The organism is Natrialba magadii ATCC 43099, assembly GCF_000025625.1.
GTDB classification, from domain to species: domain Archaea; phylum Halobacteriota; class Halobacteria; order Halobacteriales; family Natrialbaceae; genus Natrialba; species Natrialba magadii.
In genome coordinates, this window is sequence record NC_013922.1 from 2,229,079 (window position 1) to 2,252,302 (window position 23,224).

Below are 23,224 nucleotides of genomic sequence, written 5' to 3' on the forward strand. Positions count from 1 at the left end.
TGCCCGCCGTTCGGAACGAACCCGTCCAACGCGGGAAACGTTTTTTTCGACGCGGCGGGTTTGTCGACGTATGGACCCGTTCGAGGGGGAAGCGGCGGTACCGATCGAGTACGAGCCACGGAGCGTCAAGGACGTTCTCGTCGAGATGAAAGACACCGCGGAGCTGCTGATCGACCTCTCGTACTCGGCGGTGCTCCACCGCAACGAGAACCTCGCGCGGGAAGTGCTTCGACTCGAAGAGCGCATGGACGTACTCGAGTTACAGGCGCGCATGAGCCTCATGCTGGCCGTCCGGAACCCGGACGATGCGGAGCAACTCGCGCCGGTGCTCGGCATCGTCGCCGCGGCGGACGATATCAGCGACGCGGCGGGCGATATCGCGAAGATCGTTCTGGAGGAGGTCGGCCTTCCGGAGGCGATGCGCGCGGCGCTGCCAGAGGCGACCGAGACGCTCGTTCGCGGTGTCGTCGCGTCCGATTCCGAGTACACGGGCCGCACGCTGGTTGATATCGACCTCGAATCCGTCACCGGTGTCCGGGTAATCGCGCTCCGGCGCGGTGACGAGTGGCTGTTGAACCCCGGTCCGGAGACGCAGATCGAGCGCGATGACGTCGCCGCGAACGCTCATATCAGTTCATCACTCAGTCGTTTGTTAAACGTATCGGGACCGTTACCGCGGAAACTGGGCTCACGAGGTGTCCCTCACAGCCACGCGAACTCGACCACAGTCGGATTCAGCGCTGGTGTCGTGCCTGTGTGGCTAAACCACATATCGATCCCCAAAGGGAAACAGTTTTTGAACAGTCTAGTAATTCTGCACCGTATGCTGGATACTAATCACAGCAGTCGATACGGAACTGAAATCGCGATCGCCGATGCTGCCGTCGCCGACGGGATCGAACGTCGGCAGACACTCGAGGAACTCGTGCTCGACCTGCTCGAAGGAGAGTTTGCAGGCGTTATTCGGTCCCACGTCCGAGGTGAGGTATATGGGGGCTGCTGAGCGGACTACTGAGTTCCACGCGGACCGCGTCTTCGAAATCACCGACGACGAATACGTCGCCGTCACCCAGGAAACGTTCGTCGGCCCTGCAATCGAGGAATTTCGTCACTTCGAACCGATCGACGACGAAACGACCGTCTATTATCTCTACGTCACCGACAACTCCGGCCGATTAGTCGGCGTCATGTCCCTCCGGGAACTGCTCAACGCCCCAGAGGACGACGTGGTTGAGGAGCACATGCATACCGACCTCGTGACGATCGACGCCGATGCGGACCCCGAGTACGCAGCCGACGAGATGGCTGATCGGGACTTCCCCGCACTACCGGTCATCGACACCGACGACGTGCTGATCGGCGTCCTCCGTACCGACGACATGCTCGAGGTTGTCGAGGAGGAAGCCACCGAGGACATCATGAAGAGCGCCGGCTTCTCGTTCGCCGACGTCGAGAGCTCCCGGAGTTCGGCGATCCTCGAGTCTTCGATCCCGAAGATCCTCCGACTGCGACTGCCGTGGCTGATCGTCGCGTTGGCCGGCGGTCTGATGGCCGGCGGCGTCATCGAGCAGTTCGAGGACACGCTCGAAGCCGTCGTGGCGCTCGCCTTCTTCGTCCCGGTAATCATGGACATGGGCGGGAACGTCGGCACGCAGGCGTCGACGATTTTCGTCCGCGGTCTCGCACTCGGTCACATCGACGATAGAAACGCGATGCGTCACTTCGCCCGCGAGGGGCTAATCGGCCTCCTCATCGGGCTGATCATCGGTGGCATCGGTGCCGGTGCGGCGTACCTCTGGCAGATCGACGAACCGTACGCACTCGAGTTGGCGACAGTCGTCTTCGTCGGCCTCGTCACCGTCTGTGTGGTCGCGTCGGTCGTCGGCTACGTCATCCCGTGGATTATGAACAAACTCGGCTTCGACCCCGCGGCGGCGTCGGACCCGCTGATCACGACGGTCAAAGACATCACCGCGCTGCTGATCTACTTCGGACTGGCGGCGGTGCTGCTGAGTGAACTGATCTAGGCCATCGCCCCTGCAGGGGCGCTCGTAGCGAAGTACATTTTTTGGAACTGCCGCCGTAGTCGTCGTATGACCGAGCACATCCTCGTCCCAGTCGATGGCTCTCAGCCAGCGACGGCGGCACTCGAGTACGCCCACGAGCGGTTCCCCGAGAACCGACTGACAGTGTTGTACGTCGTCGATCCGATGGCGGACTACAGCCGCGAGCGGTCGTATCCGGGGTATACGGCGGACGACGAGTTCAAGACAGAACACGAGAAGGGAGAAGCGGTACTCGAGAGGGTGCGCGAGCGACTGCCGGACGACGCGACTGTCGAGACTGCACTCGAGGCTGGCAAGCCTTCGAGGGTGATCGTCGAATACGCAGACGACCACGATATTGACGGAATCGTCATCGGGAGCCACGGTCGGTCGGGTGCCGTCCGCTATCTACTTGGCAGTGTTGCAGAACAGGTCGTTCGCCGGGCTGCGGTGCCGGTCACCATCGTTCGTGGCTCGCCCGACGACGAACCCTCAGATTAGACGACGGCGACGACCACCCACGCGAGGCCGATGCCCGCAAGCGAGAGAGCGAGGTTGACGACCGCGTTCGCGACGGCGAGGTGTTTGTCGCCGCGCTCGTAGAGTTGGACCGTTTCGACCGAAAAGGACGAGAACGTCGTGAACGCACCGCAGATGCCGATTCCGACCAGCTGAAACACCGACTCGCTCGCGCCCGCGAACGTCGCGAGCGCGAAGACGAAACTCCCGACAACGTTGACGAGCAGTGTCGGCCAGGGGAACCGGTCACTCGAGAGCTGCCGGTACACAGCATAACGCAGCATCGCACCGATTGCGCCGCCGGTGCCGACGATGTGGGCCGGTTCGGGGTCGAGGGTGACGAGGTCGGAAGTGAGTGCCAGTACCAGTGCTAGCGCCAGTGTCGACAGTTCGCTCACGCCGTCTCACCTCCAGCCGCTGTGGCTTCGGGACTGCGAACCCGACGGGCGAGTTCGCGGCTCGCGAGCACGCCGGTGAAGCCGAGTCCGTAGTTCCCGAGGACGATGGCGGCGAGCAGGAGCGGGTCGGCGGCGAGCGCTGACTGGAGGGCGAACGTACTGTAGGTCGTCAGCGACGAGAGAAAGCCGGTCGTGAAGACGAGCCGCGATTTCCGCTCGACGATTCCCGAGTACTGGGCCTCGTAGGCGATGAAGCCGAGCGCGAAGCAGCCCAGGACGTTGACGAGCAAGACGGCGATGACATCCGGGAAGATTCCAAGTGCAAAAAACCGGAGGTTCGCGCCGGCGAAGCCGCCGATGCCGACCAGCGCGAGCGTTTCGAGTCGAACGAGAGGGTGAGAGTGGGATCCTGCCATGGCTACCGAAGCAGGGACCGTTAGCCGGCCGTGGGGTACAGGCTGAACGCGCAGCGTGGATCCGACTAGCCAATCGGCCGATCGGCCGACCAACCGATTGTCCGGCTAGCCGACCAGTCGAATACTCGAATAGCCGACTATCCGAACAGCCGAAAGCGTCTCGCGTACACAGTCTGCCCACAGCACCGACAGTTGGGTCAGGCGGGCCCCATCGCCCAGTGTCTGTGACGCCCTTCTCAGAGCTAGCCAATGAGCGTTGTGGAACTGTGAGCAGGGGTGTATTCGAGTCCATTGCCGAAGTCCACGTCGCCAGCTACCCTACCCAGCAGCCACGGCGAAGGAAAAGACTCAAGTTTAGACTGACTCTAAAACATTCATGGTCGAGGCCGCCGAGGAGCGACGCGGGTTTGCGCGGGCGTCGTGGGCCAACGTGCTCGGAAACGCGGCGAAGATTATCGTCGAGGGTGCAGTTGGGTTGTTGTTCGGCAGCGTCGCGTTGCTGGCCGACGCGGCCCATTCCGTCGCGGACCTCGTCGCGAGTATCGTCGTCCTCGTCTGGGGACGGAGTACGTTCGACGAACCCGACGACACCCACCCCCACGGCCACGATCGGATCGAACCGCTGACGGCGCTGTTCGTCGGTGCGGTGATCGCCCTGCTAGGGCTGAACCTGCTCTATAGCTCCGTCGAGGGACTCATCACCGGCGTCGATGTCACGTTCAGTCCGCTCCTGCTCGGCGCGCTCGCGTTCGCAATCGTCGATATGTACCTCGTCTACCGCTACACCGAGGCGATCAACGAACACCTGCAGTCGACCGCACTCGAGGCGCTCGCGACTGACTGTCTGAACGATATCTACACTTCCTTCGCCGCCGTCGTCGGCGTTATCGGCGTCTTGCTCGGCCAGCCGCTGCTCGATCCGCTCGCTGGCGCGCTCGTCAGCGTGCTGGTCGTCTATCAGGGCGTCGTGATTGGCCGTGAGAACGTGAACTACCTCATCGGTGCCGCGCCGACGCCAGAGAAGCGCGAGGCGGTGTCCGAGGTCCTTCGCGAGCATCCTGACGCGCACGGAATGCACGACCTGACGGTCTTCTACGACGGCCCCGTCCTCGAGGTCGAAGTCCACGTCGAGGTCGACGGCGACCTCCCGCTCCGGCAGGCCCACGACATCGAGTCCGACCTGGTCGACGAACTGCGGGCACTCGAGGACGTGGGTGACGCGCACGTCCATCTCGATCCGTCGGGGATCGGGGAGTGGAAGGAGCAATCGGACGAGACTGGCCTGTAGTGGCGCGGGTTCCGCCGGAGAACGGCGGACTTGCTGTGATACGTGCTTTTATGTCGTCGTCGGACGCGCATTCGGTATGGCTATCGGAGACGTTCGCGAGGTGACGGTCGGCGACTGTTCGGATCTGTACTACCTGGATACCGGAATGTACGAGACGGAGGGATACGGTGCTGTCTACATCCTCGACGACGAGCGACCGGCGATCGTCGAGACCGGCATCGGAGCCAACTACGACCGGATTCTCGACGCGCTCGCGGAACTCGACATCGCGCCCGAGGATGTCGCGGTCATCGCCGTCACGCACATCCATCTCGATCACGCGGGCGGCGCGGGACTGCTCGCGGAGTCCTGTCCGAACGCCGACGTGTACATCCCCGGCGTCGGCGCGAGCCTGCTCGCTGACCCCGGCAAACTCGTCGCCGGAACGAAAAACGCCGTCGGCGACCAGTGGCAGTACTACGTCGAACCGAAACCGATCCCCGAAGACCGAATCGTCGAACTCGAGGACGGCGACGTGATTGACCTCGGCGAGCACGAACTGCGCGTCCACGCCGCCCCTGGCCACGCGTTCCACCAGGTGGTCTTCGAGGATCCCGCGAACGACGCGGTCTTCACCGGCGACGCGGCGGGGATCTGGATTCCCGACCGTGAGGAAATCGTCGAGACCTCGCCGCCGTCTGACTTCGATCTCGAGCAGTGTCTCGCGGATGCTCGAACGATTGCCGACATCGATCCCGACGTGCTCCTTTACACTCACTTTGGCCCACGGTATGTCGGCGACGACGCTGACCAGGCACTCGATGAGTACGCTACCGTCCTCACCGAGTGGGTGGGGGCGGTCGAGGCGAAGCGGGACGAACTGGATGACGAGGAACTCATGGACCACTTTGCGGCAGCGACCGACCACGGTGACGCCTGGAGCGACGAGAAGGCGAGCGCCGAGGCGGCGATGAACGTCCGTGGCGTCGTCGGCTATCTTGACGACCGGGAGTAAACTGCGAGCACGGACTGACGTCCCTCGAACGAACTCGCCGAGGCTGTCGACAGATCTTCGGCAACAGGTTCTCCAGCGCGAATAAACGGAAATTCGACCGAAATCAGTTTCATCACGTTTTATCGCGTGGGCCTCACTCTCATTGGATATATGAACTGGCGGGACGCCGAACGCGAGTACGACGACGAGGTGATCGGGACGACGACACTCGGACGGATGTTCGAGGAGTCGGCCGAACGGAACAAGAGTCGGCCAGCCCAGCGCTACAAGGGTGGTGTCTACGACCGATCGCTCACCGACGACGTACTGCCGTCGGCTGCTCCGGGTTCGTTCAACGCACTCTCTTACGCCGAGATGCGCGACATCGTTCGCAACCTCGCCGCCGGCTTTCGAGACCTCGGCATCGAGTCAGGCGACCGAGTCGGCATCTTCAGCAACACCCGGATGGAGTGGGCCCAGACCGACTTCGCACTGCTGAGTGCTGGCGCAGTCGTCACCACGGTCTACACGAGTTCCTCTCCCGATCAGGTCTCCTATCTGCTCGACGACCCCGACGCGGACGGCGTCGTTGTCGAAAATCAGGAACTCTTAGAGCGCGTGCTCGAAGTCGAGGACGAACTCGATCTCGAGTTCATCGTCTCGATCGACAACTTCGATGGGTACGACGACCGGGACGATATCCTGACGCTCGCGGAACTCCACGACCGCGGCGCTGGGGCGTTCGACGAGGAAGCCTACCAGACGTGGGTCGACGAACCCGCAATGGACGATCTGGCGAGTCTGATCTACACGAGCGGAACGACCGGCAAGCCGAAAGGCGTCCAGCTCACGCACGGTAACTTCCGGTCGAACGTCAATCAGATTCGCAAGCGCTTCGCGCCGCGGCCGGATCGCGACGACGACGTTCCGGTGATCGATTCGGAGAGTCAGGCGATGTCCTATCTGCCACTGGCACACGTCTTCGAGCGCACGGCGGGACACTTCCTGCTGTTTGCAAGCGGTGCCTGCGTGGCCTACGCCGAGAATCCGGACACGCTGCAGGAGGACTTCAGCACCGTTCAGCCGAACACGGCGACCAGCGTCCCGCGCGTCTACGAGAAAATCTACGACGCGATCCGAGAACAGGCGAGCGAATCGTCAGTCAAGAAGCGCATCTTCGAGTGGGCGACCGACGTGGGTGTCGAGTACCAGCGTGCCGACTCGCCCGGCCCGATTCTGAACGCGAAACGCGCGCTCGCGGACAAGCTCGTTTTCTCGACGGTGCGCGAGGCACTGGGTGGCGAGATCGAGATCCTGATCAGCGGCGGTGGCAGTCTCTCGCCAGAACTCTGTCGACTCTACCACGCGATGGGGCTCCCGATCTTCGAGGGGTACGGCCTGACCGAGACGTCGCCCGTCATCGCGGTCAACCCGCCAGAGGAGCCGAAAATCGGTACGATCGGCCCGCCGGTGGTCGACGTGGACATCTCGATCGACGAGAGCGTCGTCAATCAGGACGCGTTCGACGATCCGGGTGCAGTCGGCGAACTCCTCGTCCGTGGACCGAACGTGACCCAGGGCTACTGGAACAAGCCGTCGGCGACCGACCGGGCGTTCACCGAAGGTGTACAACCCGACGGTGGCGCCGCTCTGGAAGCACCACGCGAGGATGGCGACGCCGACGCCGACGACGACGGTCTGTGGTTCCGCACCGGTGACGTCGTCCACCTGCGCGACGACGGCTACATCTCCTTCCGCGACCGCGTCAAACAGCTCATCGTCCTCTCGACCGGCAAGAACGTCGCCCCCGGTCCGATCGAGGACGCCTTCGCCGCGAGCGAAATCGTCGAGCAAGCGATGGTCGTCGGCGACGGCGAGAAGTTCATCGGCGCGCTGCTCGTTCCGAACACCGAGCACATCCGCGAGTGGGCCGACGAGGAAGGCATCGACCTGCCCGGCGATGCCGAAGCGCTCTGTGACGACGACCGCGTTTGCGAGTACATCCAGCAGGAGGTCGACCGGGTGAACGACGACTTCGAGAAACACGAGACGATCAAGCAGTTCGAACTCGTTCCGCAGGAGTTCACCGAGGAGAACGACATGCTGACGCCGACGATGAAGAAGAAGCGCCGCGTCATTATGGACCGGTTCGAAGACCGCGTCGACCGAATCTACGAGTAGTCCTCACTCGTCGTTTCACGACCGGACCACTCCAGTTGGAAGCCGACGCCGCCAGGTTTTCTCGAGTTGCATCGACTCGCCCCCGCTATTCTGCTCACCCGAACACGTCCATACACGCCGACCACTCGCTGTTAGGCTCGCCTAAAACGATGCACTTTCCAGTAATTAGGCTAGCCTAAAACACGAACAGGCGGTCCTGTTCGGTACGCTATGAGCAACAACACGAACCACCTGCACCATCACCCTTCCTCGACATCGCCGTCTGCTGCGCGAACACGAACCGGCCGGTCCGCCGCGCGCGAGTCCGATGAGATCACCACTACTATAGTAACAACTGCAACTAGTTACACACTGATCACCGAGCAGACTGGCGATCAGGTGTGCAGCGACTTGCAGTGGCTACTATAGCCCGCTCGCCGACGGTGGCACTCACTCTGTCCCGCGATCAATCGATTCCGCTGCTAACGACCACTCGAGTCCCACCGCTGACGCCGGCGAGGTGCACTCGAGTCGGTTGGTTGGCGACGACCTCGCGATTGGCTACCCGACGACCGAGGAGCCGGTCGTCGAGGTCGACCGGATCGATCTTCCAGCGGGCGAGATTACGGCGCTCGTCGGACCGAACGGGAGCGGCAAGTCGACGCTGCTGAAAGCGCTGGCCCGCCAGCATGCGCCCGAACACGGTACTGTCCTCCTCGACGGGGACGATATCGACGATTTCGATAGCAAGCCCTTCGCTCGCCGTGTCGGGATGCTTTCCCAGGAGTACGAGTCGGCCGGTGGGATGACTGCCGAGGAGTTGATCTACTACGGACGGTATCCGCACATGGGGTTTTTCGATACACCGACCGAGTCCGACGAGGCGGCCGTCGAGCGGGCTATCGACCCCGCGGATGTCGGCCACCTGCGCGAAGAGGAGGTCGGGAACCTGAGCGGCGGCCAGAAGCAACTCGTCTGGATCGCGATGGTGCTCGCCCAGGAGACGGATGTGCTTCTGCTCGACGAGCCCACGACGTATCTCGACCTGCAACACCAGCTACAGGTGATGGAACTCGTCCAGACGCTGAACGACGAACGCGGCGTGACGGTGGGACTCGTTCTCCACAATATCTCGCAGGCAGCACGGTTCGCAGACTATCTCGTCGCGATACGCGATGGCGAACTGTACGACTGGGGTCCGCCACGAGAAATTGTGAGCGAACAGTTGCTGGCGGACGTCTTCAACGTTAAAGCGACAGTCGAGCACGATCCCGAGATACGGATTCACCCCGCGCGTGCACTCTCTGATCAATAGGTGCAACCGGACGTGATTCCGGAATCGCTTTTGTCCGTGTCACGAACGGATGGTGGATCAGCGAGCGCCTCCCTGGCGACAAAAAATCGCTATTTCTGGCCACCGACGTTTCAAACGCGGTAGTGGCCTGTGTACTCAGCTGTATACGGTCCTTCGTTTCCGACGAACGCGTAGTAGTCACCGGACTCTTCAACCTCGAAGCTAACTGACCCTTGTCCGTCTGATTCTTCCGTACAGATGATGTCACCGTCGGCTGTCATAATACCAAGACAGAGATCAGAGTCGGCGGCGTCCCACGACACGTCGACAGTTAGCGTTTCTCCGGGAGCGAGTGAATGCGTGCCGTACGCAGTCGCCTCTCCTGGGTCAATCGTTCCGTCGATGTCGTACGTTGCAGCCGGACCGACATCGGCCACACTGTCGACTTCGTCGGTCGTCACGTCGAATTCGTCAGAAGCGGTCGTCCTGTTGTCATGCGCTTCGTGATCGAGCGCCGTCGGCTCGGTGTCGTCCGAACGCGGCACTATCGAATCATCGGAAGACGTGTTCTCGTCGGCGGTAACCGTCACCGACAGTTCCTCGAACTCGGTCTCATCGATCTGTTCGAGCGTGAACTCGTCTCCGTGTTCCACCTCAGCATCGTCCGCATCGACGAGTTCGACGTCGACGTCGATACCATCCGTCGCAGCGACACCACCGCCGCTGAGCGCAATCGCGACCATCGCCACGAGTGCGAGCGCAATCGGGAGTCGGTTTCGTTTCATCGTTGTCATGTGATTGTCTTCGAGACCGGTTCGGAACGGGCTACAGCAGTCTGTGATACCGTTTCGACACTGCTCGTCGTCTCGTCGTTCCGAACCGACCTCAAACGGGTGTTGGGAGAAACACCTGATAATCACCCGTTGGAAAGCCGTTTCGGAACGGCTGAAATACTCGTTCCAGCTGTTGTGACACTGAATTCACAGAAGGAACACGACGTTTCCCATCCCTCGACGTTTTCGCTCGACGAGGTTTTTGCTCTCCAGCCGATCGAGTTTCCGACTGACTGTTGCTTTCGAATGGTCCGTTTGCTCGACGATGAGGCGCTGCTCGAGAACACCGTCAGCGTCGAGTATCTGTTCGTAGATGTCTTGTTCTGCTTGGGAAAGTTTCGCCGCGGTCGTTTCCCACTCGCGTTTTCGTCGCTCGAGGAGGTCGTCAGACGTCGCTGTCGAACCAGGTTCATCTTCACCTCTCGCCGATCTTGTAGTGGTCTCCGCGCCGTCTTCCGATGGTATCTGGGTCGTTCCTGCCCGCCAGTCGAGAAACAGGTAGGCACTGCTCGCACCGAGGACGAACGACGTACCGAGGATGACGCCGACGTCACGATAAGAAAAAAAGCCAGGGAGTCGCGTCGTCTCCGAACCCGTGCCGTCCACAGAAACGACGACCGGTGACGGATGTGCTAACTGCAACCCCAGCACGACCGACGCGACGACGACCGTCGCCGCTACCAACCCGGGACCGAGGCGTGTGCGTAACTTCATCGCTCGTGGCTGATGGTTGCCCCCAGTATGGTTATAAGACTGAGGATTTCACGGTACGTATGAGTCAGTCAATAGATTTTGGCGAGAGAGAACATATACTGTTGCTATAGCCAAAATGAAACAAGATGAAACAAGCACGAAACACGAGTGAAATACGCTGAAACAAATAACTACATAGTATTTCACGCAGAGTCACCGACCACGTCACGAGAACGAACTACCCGACGATGAGAGAAATTCCGCTCCGGTCGATTCTTCGCGGCCGTTCGCCTCGAGTACTGAGTTTACTCCGTGTCGGCGCAGTGGTCGCGCTGGTCCTCTCGAGTGTGAGTCTCGGTGTCAGCGTCGGAATCGATGGACCGATCGACCGAACTCCTGCAGCAGAAGTTCAGGTAACGAACGAAAGCGTTTCACTCGAGTCCGAAACGCTCACCGAACCTGTCGACGTACACACGATGTCAGGCACGCCAGACGAACAGATCAGTATCGCCCGAGACGGCGATACTCTTGCGATTACGGCCGAGTCGCCACCGATCAACGAAAGCGCGCTCGAGGGCGAGCCAATAGCCCCGAACGAAACGCACGTACAGGAAATCGTTCGAGCCAACGAGACCGTACAGTCACTCATCGACAACAGTAGCGACCACGATCTCTCGACACAGATAGCGGTTGATCTGTCGTACGAGGGCGAACGAGAACCCATGTCCGTAGAACGGGGCCAGCCAGCGTTCGACATCACTACAACCAGTGAAAACGAAATCCGTATCTGGCAAACAGCGCCAACAGCTCTCGATACTATCACTGCAACGTTGATTCTCCAGGACGATGGACACGCAACGACAACTGCAGTGACGGTCGATACAGTGAACGAGACGGTGACCGACATCACTGCAACTCCGTCGGAACGTCCTGTCGCTCACGGTGACGCAAGTCAGTGACGGACTGGTGTGGACGAAACGAAGCGGTTCCTTCTGGCGAAGAGCACCGGCGACAGTCAGGTCGTCGTCCAGCGGCCACCGCCGGAGTCCGAATCGCTCAAGTACGACAGTCGTGTATCACGTATCGTGTCGAAGCAGGTCCAGCAGGTCGAAACCATCTTCTGCCACGAAACCGGCGGCGACTACCTGATCGTCGTCCAGCGCGACGGCAAGCGGCTGTTCCGGGCAAAGCTCGGACTCTCCGAAACTTCCGCCGGGCCCCGCCCCGCGAAGTTCCGCCTCAAAGACGGCTCGAGCGAGGAGCCACGCCAGCCCGACGAGTTCGTCGAACTCGCACGCCGCGCGAAGCGAATTCGCATTTCAGAGCAGACCTCCCACACTGGCCGCGAGGAACTCCTCGAGATGCTCTCGGGCTACCAGCTCGAGGAGAAGGCCAAGGCCGTTCGGACCTGCCGCTACTGCGCCTCCGCGGGTCGTTATTCGCCGATCACGACCGACACGGCGGTCAAGGACGACGAAGACTGGATCTGCCAGGACTGTGCCCGCCAGGAACTCGAGCGTCAGTTATCGTACTCCGGCGGCGGTAAGGTCACGGGCGCTGCGAAAGACCGACTCGAGGACCTCATGATCGAAGTGCAGGACCTGGATCGGATCGTCAACCTGTTGCAGGGCCAACTCGACCCCGATCTGACGAAGTTCGATACCATCTCTGCGACGACCGACGAGGTCGATCCCGTCCGGGTCGACTCGCTGAATCTCCACCCCGGCCTCCAGAACCTCCTCGAGGACCGGTTCGAAACGCTGCTCCCGGTGCAGAGCCTCGCGGTCGAGAACGGGCTCTTTGACGGCGACGACCAGCTGGTCGTCTCCGCGACGGCAACCGGGAAGACGCTGGTCGGCGAGATGACCGGCATCAACCGCGTGCTAAACGGCAAGGGGAAGATGCTCTTTCTCGTCCCGCTCGTCGCACTCGCGAATCAGAAACACGAAGACTTCGAGGACGAGTACGGCGACCTCGTCGACGTCTCCATCCGCGTCGGTGCCAGCCGCATTGCGGACAACGGCAACCAGTTCGACCCCAACGCAGACGTCATCGTCGGCACCTACGAGGGGATCGACCACGCCCTCCGAACCGGCAAGGACATGGGCGATATCGGCACCGTCGTCATCGACGAGGTCCACACCCTCAAAGAAGACGAGCGCGGCCACCGCCTCGACGGCCTCATCTCGCGGCTCAAACACACCTGCGAGCAGCGAGCAAAGCGACGAGACGACTACCAGGGTGCCCAGTGGATCTCCCTCTCCGCAACCGTCGGCAACCCCCATCAGCTGGCGGGCGCACTCGAGTCCACCCTGATCGAGTTCGAAGAGCGCCCGGTCCCCATCGAGCGCCACGTCACCTTCGCCGACGGCCAGGAGAAGGTCCGTGTCGAGAACAAACTCGTCAGACGCGAGTTCGACACGGAGTCCTCGAAGGGGTATCGCGGACAGACGATCATCTTCACGAACTCCCGCAGGCGGTGTCACGAAATTTCGCGGAAACTCGAGTACTCCTCGGCACCGTACCACGCGGGTCTCGATTACAAGCGCCGCAAGAAGGTCGAGCGCCAGTTCGGTGACCAGGATCTCGCGGCGGTCGTGACGACGGCGGCGCTCGCAGCCGGTGTGGACTTCCCCGCCTCGCAGGTCGTTTTCGATTCGCTGGCGATGGGGATCGAGTGGCTCTCTGTGCAGGAGTTCCACCAGATGCTCGGGCGCGCGGGTCGGCCGGACTACCACGACAAGGGGACGGTGTACGTTCTCGTCGAACCAGACACCGCCTATCACAATTCGATGGAGATGACGGAGGATGAGGTGGCGTTCAAGCTTCTCAAGGGTGAGATGGAGTCGGTGATGACCCACTACGACGAGAGCGCGGCGATCGAGGAGACACTCGCGAACATTACTGTCGGTGGCAAGGCAGCGAAGGCGCTCAACGACCGGATGCTTGGTGACGTCCCGACGAAGCACGCGGTTGGCAAACTGCTCCAGTACGACTTCATCGACGGCTTTGAGCCGACGCCGCTGGGGCAGGTCGTGACGGAGCACTTCCTCGATCCCAGCGAGGCGTTCATGCTGCTCGATGGTATTCGGAAGGACGCGCATCCGTATGAGCTCGTAGCGGATATCGAGCTTCGCGATGCAGATCTCTGATGCGGTCCGTTGTTTTTGAACCGACTCGTTGACTCGCGAGTTCTTCGCAGTCAGTACGTCGATTCGTGGATTCCGAGCGGTCAGTAGCGGGTGCGATATGAGTTGGCAGAAACAGGTGGGGGAAACGAACGGCGAACGGCAAACAGCGAACGGCGACCGACGAACAGCGGTCAGCGGTCAGTGATCGGTGATCAGTATCACGGAACGAACGCGATCCCGAACAGCGGTCAGCGGTCAGTGATCGGTGATCAGTATCACGGAACGAACGCGATCCCGAACAGCGGTCAGCGGTCAGTGATCGGTGATCAGTATCACGGAACGAACGCGATCCCGAACAGCGAGAGCAGGATGACGAGCAACGAACCGGGGAAGCCGCCGATCGCAACGATCGCGAGCGCAATCGGAGTGATCGCGACGGAGAGCCCGAAGACAGTCTGGGCCAGAAAGAGGACGAGCAGCCCCACGACGGCGTTGACGATGAAGGGGCGAATCGTCTGAATAATGGTCGTTGCGCCGATGAGCGCAGCGAGAACGAGGACCAGCAGGAGGATTTCGAGTCCTGTAACCATAGACAACTCTAGTGTCGCGAGGAACAAAACCGTTCGGAACAGAACGAAACCCTTTATGCAATGCACCCAAAAGTGGGAGGTACGGGATCGTGGGTTAGCCTGGTATACTTCGGGCCTTGGGTGCCCGTGACCCCGGTTCAAATCCGGGCGATCCCATACTTCTGTTGCGAACAACTTCGTGAGGGACACCGCTTTCGTATTGAGCGAGTTGCTCCCTGCCAGTCACAGCGCGTGAGCACCAGGAATCCAACTCGTTGGAACTGTTCTGTGGAGGGGCGCAGTCAGCAGTAGGCCGAACGGTTTACTGCGCCTCCCCTGTACAGTCTGCTGCATGGTCGAGTTTTGGGCACGTCTCCAGTCTTCTCTCAAGCGATGGCTCATCAACGGCATCGCGATCACGATACCGCTCGTTATCACGCTCCTCATTCTGATCGTGGTCGTCGATTTCGTGCTCGGCATTCTCTCCCCGATTGTCGAGGGCATCATCTTCTTGCTGCCGAACGATCCGCCGACCACTGTCGTCCAGTTCGTGACGCTGGCGTCGCTGGTCGGGTTCTTCCTGCTCGTCGGGATCGTAGCGGAGTACACACCGGGTCGCCACATCTCGAAACGGCTCCACGCAACCATGGAGACGATTCCTGGTATTAGTACCGTTTACAAGAGCATCCGTCGCGCGAGTCACATGCTGCTCGACGACGATACGGACCAGTTCGAGGACGTGAAACTCGTCGAGTTCCCGCACGAGGGCGCGTACATGCTTGCCTTTCTTACCGCACAGACACCACCTGTCATCGAGGCGCAAGCCGACGAAGGGAAGATGGTGACGATTATGGTGCCGCTCGGACCGAACCCGACCACGAACGGCTTCGTTATGCACGTGCCCGCGAAGAACGTCTACGACATCGACATCACCGTCGAGGAGGCAATTCGATCGATTGCAACGCTCGGTGTCGCCTCCTCGGAGCTCGGGACGCAGGCAGCTGCGTCCTCGTCAGAACCGGCTGACAATCTGGACACTGAGAGTAGCCGCCACTGACGGCTGTGGGGTCCTGTAACTCGACGACTGGGGTAATGTAACTGTTACAGAATTCAGTATCTATAAGTATCTACCAGTAGTAACCAGTAACATCAGGATGCCGCGGTCGTACTCGATTGGCGAGTTCGCGGACGAACTCGGTGTTCACCCCCAGACCGTCAAACGCTGGTGTCGCAACGACGATCTCGACTACACCCGAACACCCGGCGGCGAACGTCGGATTCCACACCGAGAACTCCGCCGACTCGCAGGCGACACTCGTCCAACAGACCGTGTTGCCCTCTACGCCCGCGTCTCAAGCCACGGCCAGAAAGACAACGGCGACCTCGACCACCAACTCGACCGACTCACAGACTACGCTCACGACCACGGCTGGAGCGTCGAAAACACCTATACCGACGTTGGCAGTGGCCTCAACGAAGACCGCCGTGGCCTCAACTCCCTCCTCGATGACCTACAGGAAGCCGACTACGGACGCATTCTCGTCACCTACGAAGATAGACTCACTCGCTTTGGGTCCTCGTATCTCAAACGGTATTTCGACTGCTACGGCGTCACAGTCACCGTCATCGAAGACGAGACGGACAAATCTGCACAGGAAGAACTCGTTGACGACCTTATCAAGCTCGTCGCCAGCTTCAGCGGCAAACTCTACGGGATGCGCTCATCGAAAAAACAACAGGTCGTCAATACCGTCGAATCAGAGGTAAAACCCGATGAGTGACCACCTTTCACTCCCAATTCGCTTGCCAGACGAGGAGGACAACCGATTCGGGCGACTGGCAACACTCACCCGTCGTGTCGCCAACCATGTCCTCGAAGACCACTGGACGCCAGCCCATCTTGACGGGATTGCTGACGCATCGCATCAAGCGTGGAAATATTTCGATGAACACGAACCGTTCGACGAACTCGGCCTGTATCTCCCCTCGCGGTTTCGACGGTGCATCTTGCAGAAAGTCGGGGAAACGCTCCGGAGTCACGCCGACAAGCGAGACGCCTTTCAGTCCATCCAAAGCGTGTTGCCCGCCCACAAAATCCGACGCATCCACCGTCGTCGCATCAAAGAACAACTCTGGGATGACGGTGACTACCTCTCGTCGGGATACGTGGACATCCTCATCGACCAACTCACCAGCTACTGCGACCGTCATGGCACGCATCCTGCCACGTATTTCGAACTGCAGGACTGTCCAGAGTACGATAGCGGCGTGCTACCGTTTTCTGCGGACGACGGCCCAACGAGCGGCCAAGCCGTCAAATACCAGTATGACGCCGACAGTGAGACGCTGACCATTCGCCTCAAGACACCGGACACGCTGTCGCCGGAGACACGAGGTGACTGGTCGTGGACGGAGTACGAGCGTGACGGCTACGAGGCGTTTCATGACCTCCTCGCTCACGGCGATCTCTCGGCTCCCGAGTTTCAGCCCGCTCGCCGAAAGACCGGTGACACCTATTACGAACTGTCCTTCCCCGTCGAAGTCGACCACGCGGAGACGACTGACGGCACAGACTGCGTACTGGCGCTCGACGCCGGGATGCGAAAAGACATGACTGTCGTGGTGGCCACAGACGATGGCGAGCAACGATCCACGCCACAGTTCATCCAGTTCACAGACCGCGAGAAGATGCGACGACTCCACCGCGAACGTACCCGCCTGAACGACCGCCTTGCCGCGTTGCGCCGTGGCGCTCGCTCGCATACTGACGAGTTCGCCCACATCCACAGTGAGTACGAGCGAGTGAACAGCAAGATCCAGCACAAGCGCGATCAACTAACACACGACGTCGCAAACCAAGTTCTCGCACTTGCACTCGCCTACGACGTAGACGCCATCGTCCACGAGGACTTGCGGTCGCTCTCCCCGCCGAGTGACGAAGGCACGTTGTCGTGGGAATTGTCGTCGTGGGCGCGGCGGGACATCATCAAAAAAATCGAATATCGGGCAGAGTGTGCCGGTCTCGCTGTTGAGCGAGTCTATCCACAGGGAACAAGTCGGTCGTGTCCCCGGTGTGGCTCAACCGGCCACACCTGCAAGTCACCCGACCACCACGAAGAACACTGGTGGGGCGGGCACTTCCGGTGTGACAACGCGCGGTGTGGGTTCGAGGGCGACCGGGACTACATCGGGACACTGAACGTAGCTCGCGTGTTCTTCAGCGAGACGGACGAGCTAGACCACGGTTTCACCTCCTCCTACACGGGGGATTCTGAAATCGTGCTAGCTGGCCGTTCCGCTGGTGAGCAGTCCGATGGACTGCGATCCTCGTCAGAAGCGAGTTCTGACGCTGGCACGCGGCTCACGTTCGGATCTGGCATCGTCGCCTACGAACCTGAACAGGCAGCGGCGACCACTGGTGGTGGGTCGGCTGTCATAGCACCCGCTGTCGCCTTGCCCGAGTCGAATGCGGATGGGAGTGATGGACGCGGCCCAGTCGTCCAACAGTGTACCCGTTTCTTACGGTGTCCTACTGAAAGCTACTGAAAATTGGAACGGTGAACGGGCTGCGCTACGGTGAACGAAAACGCGACACGCGGCCACACACAGACTCCCGTTTCAGTTTCGGTCTGCTTTGCGACCATTTATACCCGATGGCGAACTTAGGACAGTGCAATGGCGCAAGCGGGAAATTCTGAACTTGTCGACGCGTTCGAGCAGTTCTTCCGCAACTACTACGACAACGAAATCAAGCAGCTTGCGCAGCAGTATCCCAACGAGCAGCGCTCGCTTCACGTCGACTGGCAGGACCTCTACCGGTTCGATCCCGACCTGGCCGACGATGTTCTGGCCCAGCCTGAACAACTCCAGCGCTACGCCGAAGAGGCGCTGCGGCTCTACGACCTGCCAATCGACGTCAGCCTCGGACAGGCCCACGTCCGCATCAAGAACCTGCCCGAGACGGAAACGCCCGAGATCCGCGAGATTCGCGCGCGCGATATGAACTCGCTGGTCGAGGTCCACGGCATTGTCCGCAAGGCGACGGACGTCCGTCCGAAAATCGAGGAAGCAGCCTTCGAGTGCCAGCTCTGTGGCACGCTCAGCCGCGTCCCGCAGTCGAGCGGCGACTTTCAGGAACCCCACGAGTGCCAGGGCTGTGAACGCCAGGGCCCGTTCAAGGTCAACTTTGACCAGTCCGAGTTCGTCGACTCCCAGAAGCTCCGTATTCAGGAGAGCCCCGAGGGACTCCGCGGCGGCGAGACGCCGCAGGCGCTCGACGTCCACGTCGAGGACGACATTACCGGCGAGGTCACGCCGGGCGACCACGTCTCTGCGACGGGTGTGCTCAGACTCGAACAGCAGAGCAACCAGGGCGAGAAGACGCCGGTGTTCGACTTCTACATGGAGGGGATGTCCGTCGACATCGACGAAGAGCAGTTCGAGGACATGGACATCACCGACGAGGACAAGAAGCGAATCTACGAAATCTCGAATCGGGACGATGTCTACGAGAAGATGGTCGGTTCCATCGCGCCCTCCATCTACGGCTACGATCAGGAGAAGCTCGCGATGACCCTCCAGTTGTTCTCCGGCGTTACGAAGCACCTCCCCGACGGGTCCCGAATTCGTGGCGACCTGCATATGCTTCTGATAGGGGATCCAGGTACCGGAAAGAGTCAGATGATTGGCTATATCCAGAATATCGCGCCTCGATCCGTCTACACCTCCGGGAAGGGGTCGTCCTCGGCGGGACTTACCGCTGCGGCTGTGAGAGACGACTTCGGCGACGGCCAACAGTGGACACTCGAGGCCGGTGCGCTGGTCCTCGCCGATCAGGGAATTGCGGCGGTTGACGAACTCGATAAGATGCGGTGCGTGACTGGTGACACACTGGTTCATACTGGTGACGGCATTAAGCCGATCCGTGAACTCGCACACGAAGCGGTACCGAGTGGTTCAATTGAAGAACTCAAGAACGGGCGAACGATCCGGGACGTTGATGTGGATGTCTTGACGATGACAGAGGATGGATCTATCGTCAAGCGCGACGTTTCAGCGATCCACGAGTACGACGCACCTGATGAACTTCACGAGATTACGCTAGAGAGTGGGGAACAACTGACAACGACAGCCGATCACCCGTTCTTCGTTCTGAACGAGGGCAACCGGGAGGAACGCCAGGCACAGGATTTGAACGAAAACGATTGGATATTTGTTCCCGACACGATTCCCGCGACAGTGGCCGATGGCGGAGTCAGCGTACTCCCATCAGCCGACGCCGAAACGGAAACGAATCGACTATCTCCTTCGCACGGCGCGATCCTCGGATATATCGCCGGTGATGGCAATATCTTCTATGACCGTGACGAGGGGTGCTATGGCTTCCGCTTTACGAACAACGAGGAAGAATTGCTGAGCGACTTCGAAGAGACGTGTACGAACGCGTTCAGTACCCAGGCTGTTCGCCATCCGAGCGAACAACGAGCTGACGGTGTCGAGACGGTTCGAGTACACGGAAAACAGTACGTCGACGAACTCCTCGATTCAGGTGCGAACCTCGAAAACTACGATGGAAAACGGCTCCCGGAGGCGGTAACAAGCGCGTCTCGCGAGACGAAATCTGCCTTTATTCGTGCGCTCGCGGATTCGGAGGGAACAGTTGACAAGCGCGCTGTCAAACTCTTTTCATCGAGCTATGAACTCTTGCTCGGAACGAAAATGTTGCTCCTCGAGTTCGGAATTTCGAGCCAGATCCAGACACGACCTCGAGATGGCGGACGCGATCTGTTCATTCTTGCAATCACGTCCCGCGAATCGCTGGAAGCGTTCAAGCGTTCCATCGGATTTACACTTAAACGAAAACACCGCGCGTTGGAACGTGCCTGCGAACGGACGACAGGAGACCGGACCATTCTCGACGTACTTCCGGAGTGTGGTGAGCTGTTTGAACAGGCGCGGGGAGCACTTCGCCTCTATCAATCCGAGTGTGGCCTCGAAAATGATTCAACTTACTGCAACTTCGAAAACGGGGACGCAAATGCGTCTCTCCGTCTCTCAAGACCAATACTCGAAGCGTTCGAAGATCGGAAATTAGCTGCGAAAGAACACTATAGTGAGCTTATATCTGAGGCGTCCTGGGAACGACTTGCTGAACTTCGGGAGCAATATCATATCTCCCAGCAGGAGTTAGCTGCCGAGATGTCAATCTCACAGCAACAACTCTCGGCCCAGTGGGGTGGTGATTTTGAACTCCAAGAACAAGTTCGATATCGACTTCGCGACTTGCTCGAGACCCCGGCTTCAGTCGATCTCGATCCGCTTCGAGGGTTAATCGAGAGCGACGTAAAGTGGCGGCGCGTCGAAACTATTCGACGAATCGATTCACGAGAGCACACCGATGCCAGAGTACGGGTTCTCGAACAACGCCTTGCTGATGAAATCGGTGCTGAAACCGTCGACTCAGTTCGTGAGTCGGCTCGGTCTCTGATCGAAACAGAGAACTCGGCTGAAACGTGGGATGAACTCCGAATTCGACTGGAAACGTATGGCATCTCATTCCAGCAGGTCGCTGCGGAGATGGATGTCGCAGGGTCGACCGTCTCACGATGGTTCTCTGGAACCGTAGATGTTGACAACTTCGAGGCCGTTAGATCCGTCTGCGAAGAACTACTTAATGCGAAGCGTCGTCGAATCTCGGAGCTTCTTCAGGAAATCGACCGACGTGATCAACCAAGAGTATACGACCTCACGGTCGAGGGCACGCACAACTTCGTCGCCAACGGCATGGTTGTCCACAACTCCGAAGACCGCTCTGCCATGCACGAGGCCCTCGAGCAGCAGAAAATTTCTGTTTCCAAGGCAGGGATCAACGCCACCCTCAAGTCCCGCTGTTCGCTGCTAGGTGCGGCGAACCCCAAGTACGGCCGCTTCGACCAGTACGAACCGATCAGTGAACAGATCGACCTCGAACCGGCGCTCATCTCGCGGTTCGACCTGATCTTCACCGTCACGGACACGCCAGACGAGGAGAAAGACCGCAATCTGGCGGAACACATCTTGACAACCAACTACGCGGGTGAGCTAACCACTCAGCGCGAGCAGATGACCAACCTCGACGTCAGCCAGGAGGAAATCGAGGAGATGACCGAGCAGGTTGACCCGGAGATCGACGCCGACCTCCTTCGGAAGTATATCGCCTTCTCCAAGCAGAACTGTCACCCGCGGATGACCGAGGAGGCCCGCGAGTCGATCCGGGACTTCTACGTCAATCTCCGCTCGAAGGGGACCGATGAGGATGCGGCTGTGCCCGTTACGGCCCGAAAGCTCGAGGCGCTCGTTCGCCTCTCGGAGGCGAGTGCGCGTGTCCGACTCTCGGATACGGTCGAGCAATCCGACGCAGACCGGGTCATCGAAATCGTCCGCTCGTGCCTGCAGGATGTTGGTGTCGACCCCGAAACGGGTGAGTTCGACGCCGACATCGTCGAAGCCGGGACTTCGAAGTCCCAGCGCGACCGGATCAAGAACCTGAAGCAGCTAATCAGCGATATCGAAGAGGAGTACGACGACGGTGCGCCGGTCGACATCGTCATGGATCGGGCAGAGGAGATCGGTATGGATCACTCGAAAGCAGAGCACGAAATCGAGAAGCTAAAGCAGAAAGGCGAGGTCTACGAGCCGAGTACGGATAATCTGCGGACGACGTAACGAATCGGCTTCGGCTGCTCTCACAGCCACCGATTCCATTCAGTCGAACCGTTCGAGACTACTCCGGTGCTGATTCCCCCTTTGTCTCTGTCTCTGTCTCTGTCTCTGTCTCTGTCTCTGTCTCTGTCTCCGACTTTGACTCTGTCTCGAGTGCACGAAGTTTTTTGACTGTCGCCCGGACCGTTGTGGGGGCGACATCTGCGACATCGGCGGCTGCGACTTGCGTGATGGTCGGCCACGAATCGCGTTCACCGGCAGCGTGGTAGAGACAGGCTGCGGCGACGCCGCTTGGGTTGCTGCCACAGATCTGGTTTGCCTCCTTGAGTGCCGTGACGTGTTCGTATGCGCGTCGTTCGGTGGGCATCTCGAGGTCGAGTTCTGAGGCGAACCGTGGGAGGAAGTGGCTGGGATCGATCGGTCCAGTCTCGAGTCCGAGGTCGCGATTGAGGGCGGCGTAGGCGGCTTTGAGTTCGGCTTCGTCCGCGCAGGCGATGGCAACGATTTCGTCGATCGTCCGCGGGAGCGAATGGACACGACAGATCGCGTAGACAGTTGCGGCGGCAAACCCCTCGAGTGACCGTCCCTGTAAGAGGTTTTCCGACTGCGCGGAGTCGAACAGGGAACAGGCCTGTTCGTGGATGGCCTCGGTTAGTGAGAGTCGAGCGACGATGCGTTTGATCTCGTTGAACGCGCGGACCTGATTGTAGGCAGCTTTCGTCGGGATCTGTGAGCGGGTGTGTTCACGCCGGAGGCGAGTTATCTGGCGGCGCTTCCGGCCGGTGATACGAGTGCTGCGGTCGAACTGCGAGCCGGACCCATAGCCGATGTTCGTCGAGAGGCCTCGGTCGTGTCGCGAGCGTGTAAGTGGGGCACCAGTTCGGCGGCGGTCGGTCGGATCGTCGTCGAACGATCGCCATTCGGGACCGTGGTCGATTGGATCGTCGTCGACGACGACGCCGCAGTCTTCACAGAGCGTTTCCGTTCCTCGCTCCCGGAGCACTCCATCGCACTCCGGACAGCGGGTCGGCGAATCGTTGCTCTCCATTGCTTATATCGCTTCGTATTGTTCTGGGGACTGTCTTATATTTAAAACAATCGAATAATTGGAAACATAACACGATGGTCGAGGAGAGAACACTCTACGATGGCAACGGTCGGTAGTCGTGCATACCGGCAGCAGGAGTGGTACTGCGTGGGTAGC

18 protein-coding genes, 1 tRNA gene and 1 pseudogene are annotated in these 23,224 nt (G+C 60.1%); 14 read left to right on the forward strand and 6 right to left on the reverse strand.

Going from position 1 to position 23,224, the window contains the following annotated elements; all coding sequences use genetic code 11:
• Positions 1-70: 70 nt before the first annotated feature.
• The 3 genes and pseudogenes from NMAG_RS10430 to NMAG_RS10440 form a co-directional block, all read left to right on the forward strand.
• Positions 71-616: pseudogene (locus NMAG_RS10430) on the forward strand (potassium channel family protein); the annotation flags it as partial.
• 373 nt (positions 617-989) lie between these two features.
• Positions 990-2,027, forward strand: coding sequence for a magnesium transporter (gene mgtE, locus NMAG_RS10435; protein ID WP_004267279.1), 1,038 nt, complete (start codon positions 990-992; stop codon positions 2,025-2,027).
• 66 nt (positions 2,028-2,093) lie between these two features.
• Complete coding sequence (locus NMAG_RS10440; protein ID WP_004267278.1) at positions 2,094-2,546, forward strand: universal stress protein; 453 nt, start codon at positions 2,094-2,096, stop codon at positions 2,544-2,546.
• Here NMAG_RS10440 and NMAG_RS10445 read toward each other — a convergent pair.
• Positions 2,543-2,962, reverse strand: coding sequence for a fluoride efflux transporter FluC (locus tag NMAG_RS10445; RefSeq protein ID WP_004267277.1), 420 nt, complete (start codon positions 2,960-2,962; stop codon positions 2,543-2,545). The genes NMAG_RS10440 and NMAG_RS10445 overlap by 4 nt on opposite strands.
• Positions 2,959-3,378, reverse strand: coding sequence for a fluoride efflux transporter FluC (locus NMAG_RS10450; protein ID WP_004267276.1), 420 nt, complete (start codon positions 3,376-3,378; stop codon positions 2,959-2,961). Before NMAG_RS10450 ends, NMAG_RS10445 begins: the two co-directional genes overlap by 4 nt.
• A 376-nt stretch (positions 3,379-3,754) precedes the next feature.
• Here NMAG_RS10450 and NMAG_RS10455 point away from each other — a divergent pair, with 376 nt between their 5' ends.
• The 4 genes from NMAG_RS10455 to NMAG_RS10470 all read left to right on the forward strand — a co-directional run bounded on the left by NMAG_RS10455 (position 3,755) and on the right by NMAG_RS10470 (position 9,114).
• Positions 3,755-4,666: a cation diffusion facilitator family transporter gene (locus NMAG_RS10455; protein WP_004267275.1), complete on the forward strand. Its 912-nt coding sequence runs from the start codon at positions 3,755-3,757 to the stop codon at positions 4,664-4,666.
• Positions 4,667-4,742: 76 nt separating this feature from the next.
• Positions 4,743-5,660 (forward strand): MBL fold metallo-hydrolase, encoded by a 918-nt coding sequence (locus NMAG_RS10460; protein ID WP_004267274.1) that lies wholly within the window; start codon positions 4,743-4,745, stop codon positions 5,658-5,660.
• Between the two features lie 150 nt (positions 5,661-5,810).
• Entirely contained in the window at positions 5,811-7,820 is a 2,010-nt protein-coding gene (locus NMAG_RS10465; RefSeq protein ID WP_012996643.1) for an AMP-dependent synthetase/ligase, read from the forward strand.
• 499 nt (positions 7,821-8,319) lie between these two features.
• Positions 8,320-9,114: an ABC transporter ATP-binding protein gene (locus NMAG_RS10470; RefSeq protein WP_004215626.1), complete on the forward strand. Its 795-nt coding sequence runs from the start codon at positions 8,320-8,322 to the stop codon at positions 9,112-9,114.
• 110 nt (positions 9,115-9,224) lie between these two features.
• On the opposite strand, the gene NMAG_RS10475 is transcribed toward NMAG_RS10470, so the two are convergent.
• Positions 9,225-9,887, reverse strand: a complete 663-nt coding sequence (locus NMAG_RS10475) for a hypothetical protein (RefSeq protein WP_012996644.1) — start codon at positions 9,885-9,887, stop codon at positions 9,225-9,227.
• A gap of 186 nt (positions 9,888-10,073) precedes the next feature.
• The gene (locus NMAG_RS10480; protein ID WP_004215624.1) at positions 10,074-10,640 is read right to left on the reverse strand and encodes a helix-turn-helix transcriptional regulator; all 567 of its coding nucleotides are present in this window, start codon (positions 10,638-10,640) and stop codon (positions 10,074-10,076) included.
• Positions 10,641-10,867: 227 nt separating this feature from the next.
• On the opposite strand from NMAG_RS10480, the gene NMAG_RS10485 reads away from it, so the two are divergent.
• Together NMAG_RS10485 and NMAG_RS10490 are read left to right on the forward strand one after the other, a co-directional pair.
• Positions 10,868-11,578, forward strand: a complete 711-nt coding sequence (locus tag NMAG_RS10485; RefSeq protein WP_004215622.1) for a hypothetical protein — start codon at positions 10,868-10,870, stop codon at positions 11,576-11,578.
• A gap of 126 nt (positions 11,579-11,704) precedes the next feature.
• Positions 11,705-13,771 (forward strand): DEAD/DEAH box helicase, encoded by a 2,067-nt coding sequence (locus tag NMAG_RS10490; RefSeq protein ID WP_004215621.1) that lies wholly within the window; start codon positions 11,705-11,707, stop codon positions 13,769-13,771.
• A 311-nt stretch (positions 13,772-14,082) separates the two neighbouring features.
• Here the strand turns inward: NMAG_RS10490 and NMAG_RS10495 are convergent, their stop codons facing one another.
• The gene (locus NMAG_RS10495) at positions 14,083-14,340 is read right to left on the reverse strand and encodes a pro-sigmaK processing inhibitor BofA family protein (RefSeq protein ID WP_004215620.1); all 258 of its coding nucleotides are present in this window, start codon (positions 14,338-14,340) and stop codon (positions 14,083-14,085) included.
• Between the two features lie 83 nt (positions 14,341-14,423).
• Here NMAG_RS10495 and NMAG_RS10500 point away from each other — a divergent pair.
• From NMAG_RS10500 to NMAG_RS10520, 5 genes are all read left to right on the forward strand, one after another.
• Positions 14,424-14,496: transfer RNA gene (locus NMAG_RS10500), tRNA-Pro, on the forward strand.
• 175 nt (positions 14,497-14,671) lie between these two features.
• Positions 14,672-15,376 (forward strand): DUF502 domain-containing protein, encoded by a 705-nt coding sequence (locus NMAG_RS10505; RefSeq protein ID WP_004215619.1) that lies wholly within the window; start codon positions 14,672-14,674, stop codon positions 15,374-15,376.
• 97 nt (positions 15,377-15,473) lie between these two features.
• Complete coding sequence (locus NMAG_RS10510) at positions 15,474-16,100, forward strand: IS607-like element ISNma20 family transposase (protein ID WP_012996646.1); 627 nt, start codon at positions 15,474-15,476, stop codon at positions 16,098-16,100.
• Positions 16,093-17,865 (forward strand): zinc ribbon domain-containing protein, encoded by a 1,773-nt coding sequence (locus tag NMAG_RS10515; protein ID WP_012996647.1) that lies wholly within the window; start codon positions 16,093-16,095, stop codon positions 17,863-17,865. The genes NMAG_RS10510 and NMAG_RS10515 overlap by 8 nt, the downstream gene beginning before the upstream one ends.
• Before the next feature lie 129 nt (positions 17,866-17,994).
• Positions 17,995-22,023: an LAGLIDADG family homing endonuclease gene (locus NMAG_RS10520; protein WP_004267271.1), complete on the forward strand. Its 4,029-nt coding sequence runs from the start codon at positions 17,995-17,997 to the stop codon at positions 22,021-22,023.
• A gap of 58 nt (positions 22,024-22,081) precedes the next feature.
• On the opposite strand, the gene NMAG_RS10525 is transcribed toward NMAG_RS10520, so the two are convergent.
• Positions 22,082-23,068, reverse strand: coding sequence for a transcription initiation factor IIB (locus tag NMAG_RS10525; RefSeq protein ID WP_004267270.1), 987 nt, complete (start codon positions 23,066-23,068; stop codon positions 22,082-22,084).
• Between the last annotated feature and the right edge of the window lie 156 nt (positions 23,069-23,224).

Bases quoted from the DNA above. Each gene is read 5' to 3' on its own strand.
- mgtE (WP_004267279.1), top strand. From the start codon at position 990: ATGGGGGCTGCTGAGCGGACTACTGAGTTCCACGCGGACCGCGTCTTC.
- NMAG_RS10440 (WP_004267278.1), top strand. From the start codon at position 2,094: ATGACCGAGCACATCCTCGTCCCAGTCGATGGCTCTCAGCCAGCGACG.
- NMAG_RS10450 (WP_004267276.1), bottom strand. From the start codon at position 3,378: ATGGCAGGATCCCACTCTCACCCTCTCGTTCGACTCGAAACGCTCGCG.
- NMAG_RS10455 (WP_004267275.1), top strand. From the start codon at position 3,755: ATGGTCGAGGCCGCCGAGGAGCGACGCGGGTTTGCGCGGGCGTCGTGG.
- NMAG_RS10460 (WP_004267274.1), top strand. From the start codon at position 4,743: ATGGCTATCGGAGACGTTCGCGAGGTGACGGTCGGCGACTGTTCGGAT.
- NMAG_RS10465 (WP_012996643.1), top strand. From the start codon at position 5,811: ATGAACTGGCGGGACGCCGAACGCGAGTACGACGACGAGGTGATCGGG.
- NMAG_RS10475 (WP_012996644.1), bottom strand. From the start codon at position 9,887: ATGACAACGATGAAACGAAACCGACTCCCGATTGCGCTCGCACTCGTG.
- NMAG_RS10480 (WP_004215624.1), bottom strand. From the start codon at position 10,640: ATGAAGTTACGCACACGCCTCGGTCCCGGGTTGGTAGCGGCGACGGTC.
- NMAG_RS10485 (WP_004215622.1), top strand. From the start codon at position 10,868: ATGAGAGAAATTCCGCTCCGGTCGATTCTTCGCGGCCGTTCGCCTCGA.
- NMAG_RS10495 (WP_004215620.1), bottom strand. From the start codon at position 14,340: ATGGTTACAGGACTCGAAATCCTCCTGCTGGTCCTCGTTCTCGCTGCG.
- NMAG_RS10505 (WP_004215619.1), top strand. From the start codon at position 14,672: ATGGTCGAGTTTTGGGCACGTCTCCAGTCTTCTCTCAAGCGATGGCTC.
- NMAG_RS10510 (WP_012996646.1), top strand. From the start codon at position 15,474: ATGCCGCGGTCGTACTCGATTGGCGAGTTCGCGGACGAACTCGGTGTT.
- NMAG_RS10515 (WP_012996647.1), top strand. From the start codon at position 16,093: ATGAGTGACCACCTTTCACTCCCAATTCGCTTGCCAGACGAGGAGGAC.
- NMAG_RS10520 (WP_004267271.1), top strand. From the start codon at position 17,995: ATGGCGCAAGCGGGAAATTCTGAACTTGTCGACGCGTTCGAGCAGTTC.
- NMAG_RS10525 (WP_004267270.1), bottom strand. From the start codon at position 23,068: ATGGAGAGCAACGATTCGCCGACCCGCTGTCCGGAGTGCGATGGAGTG.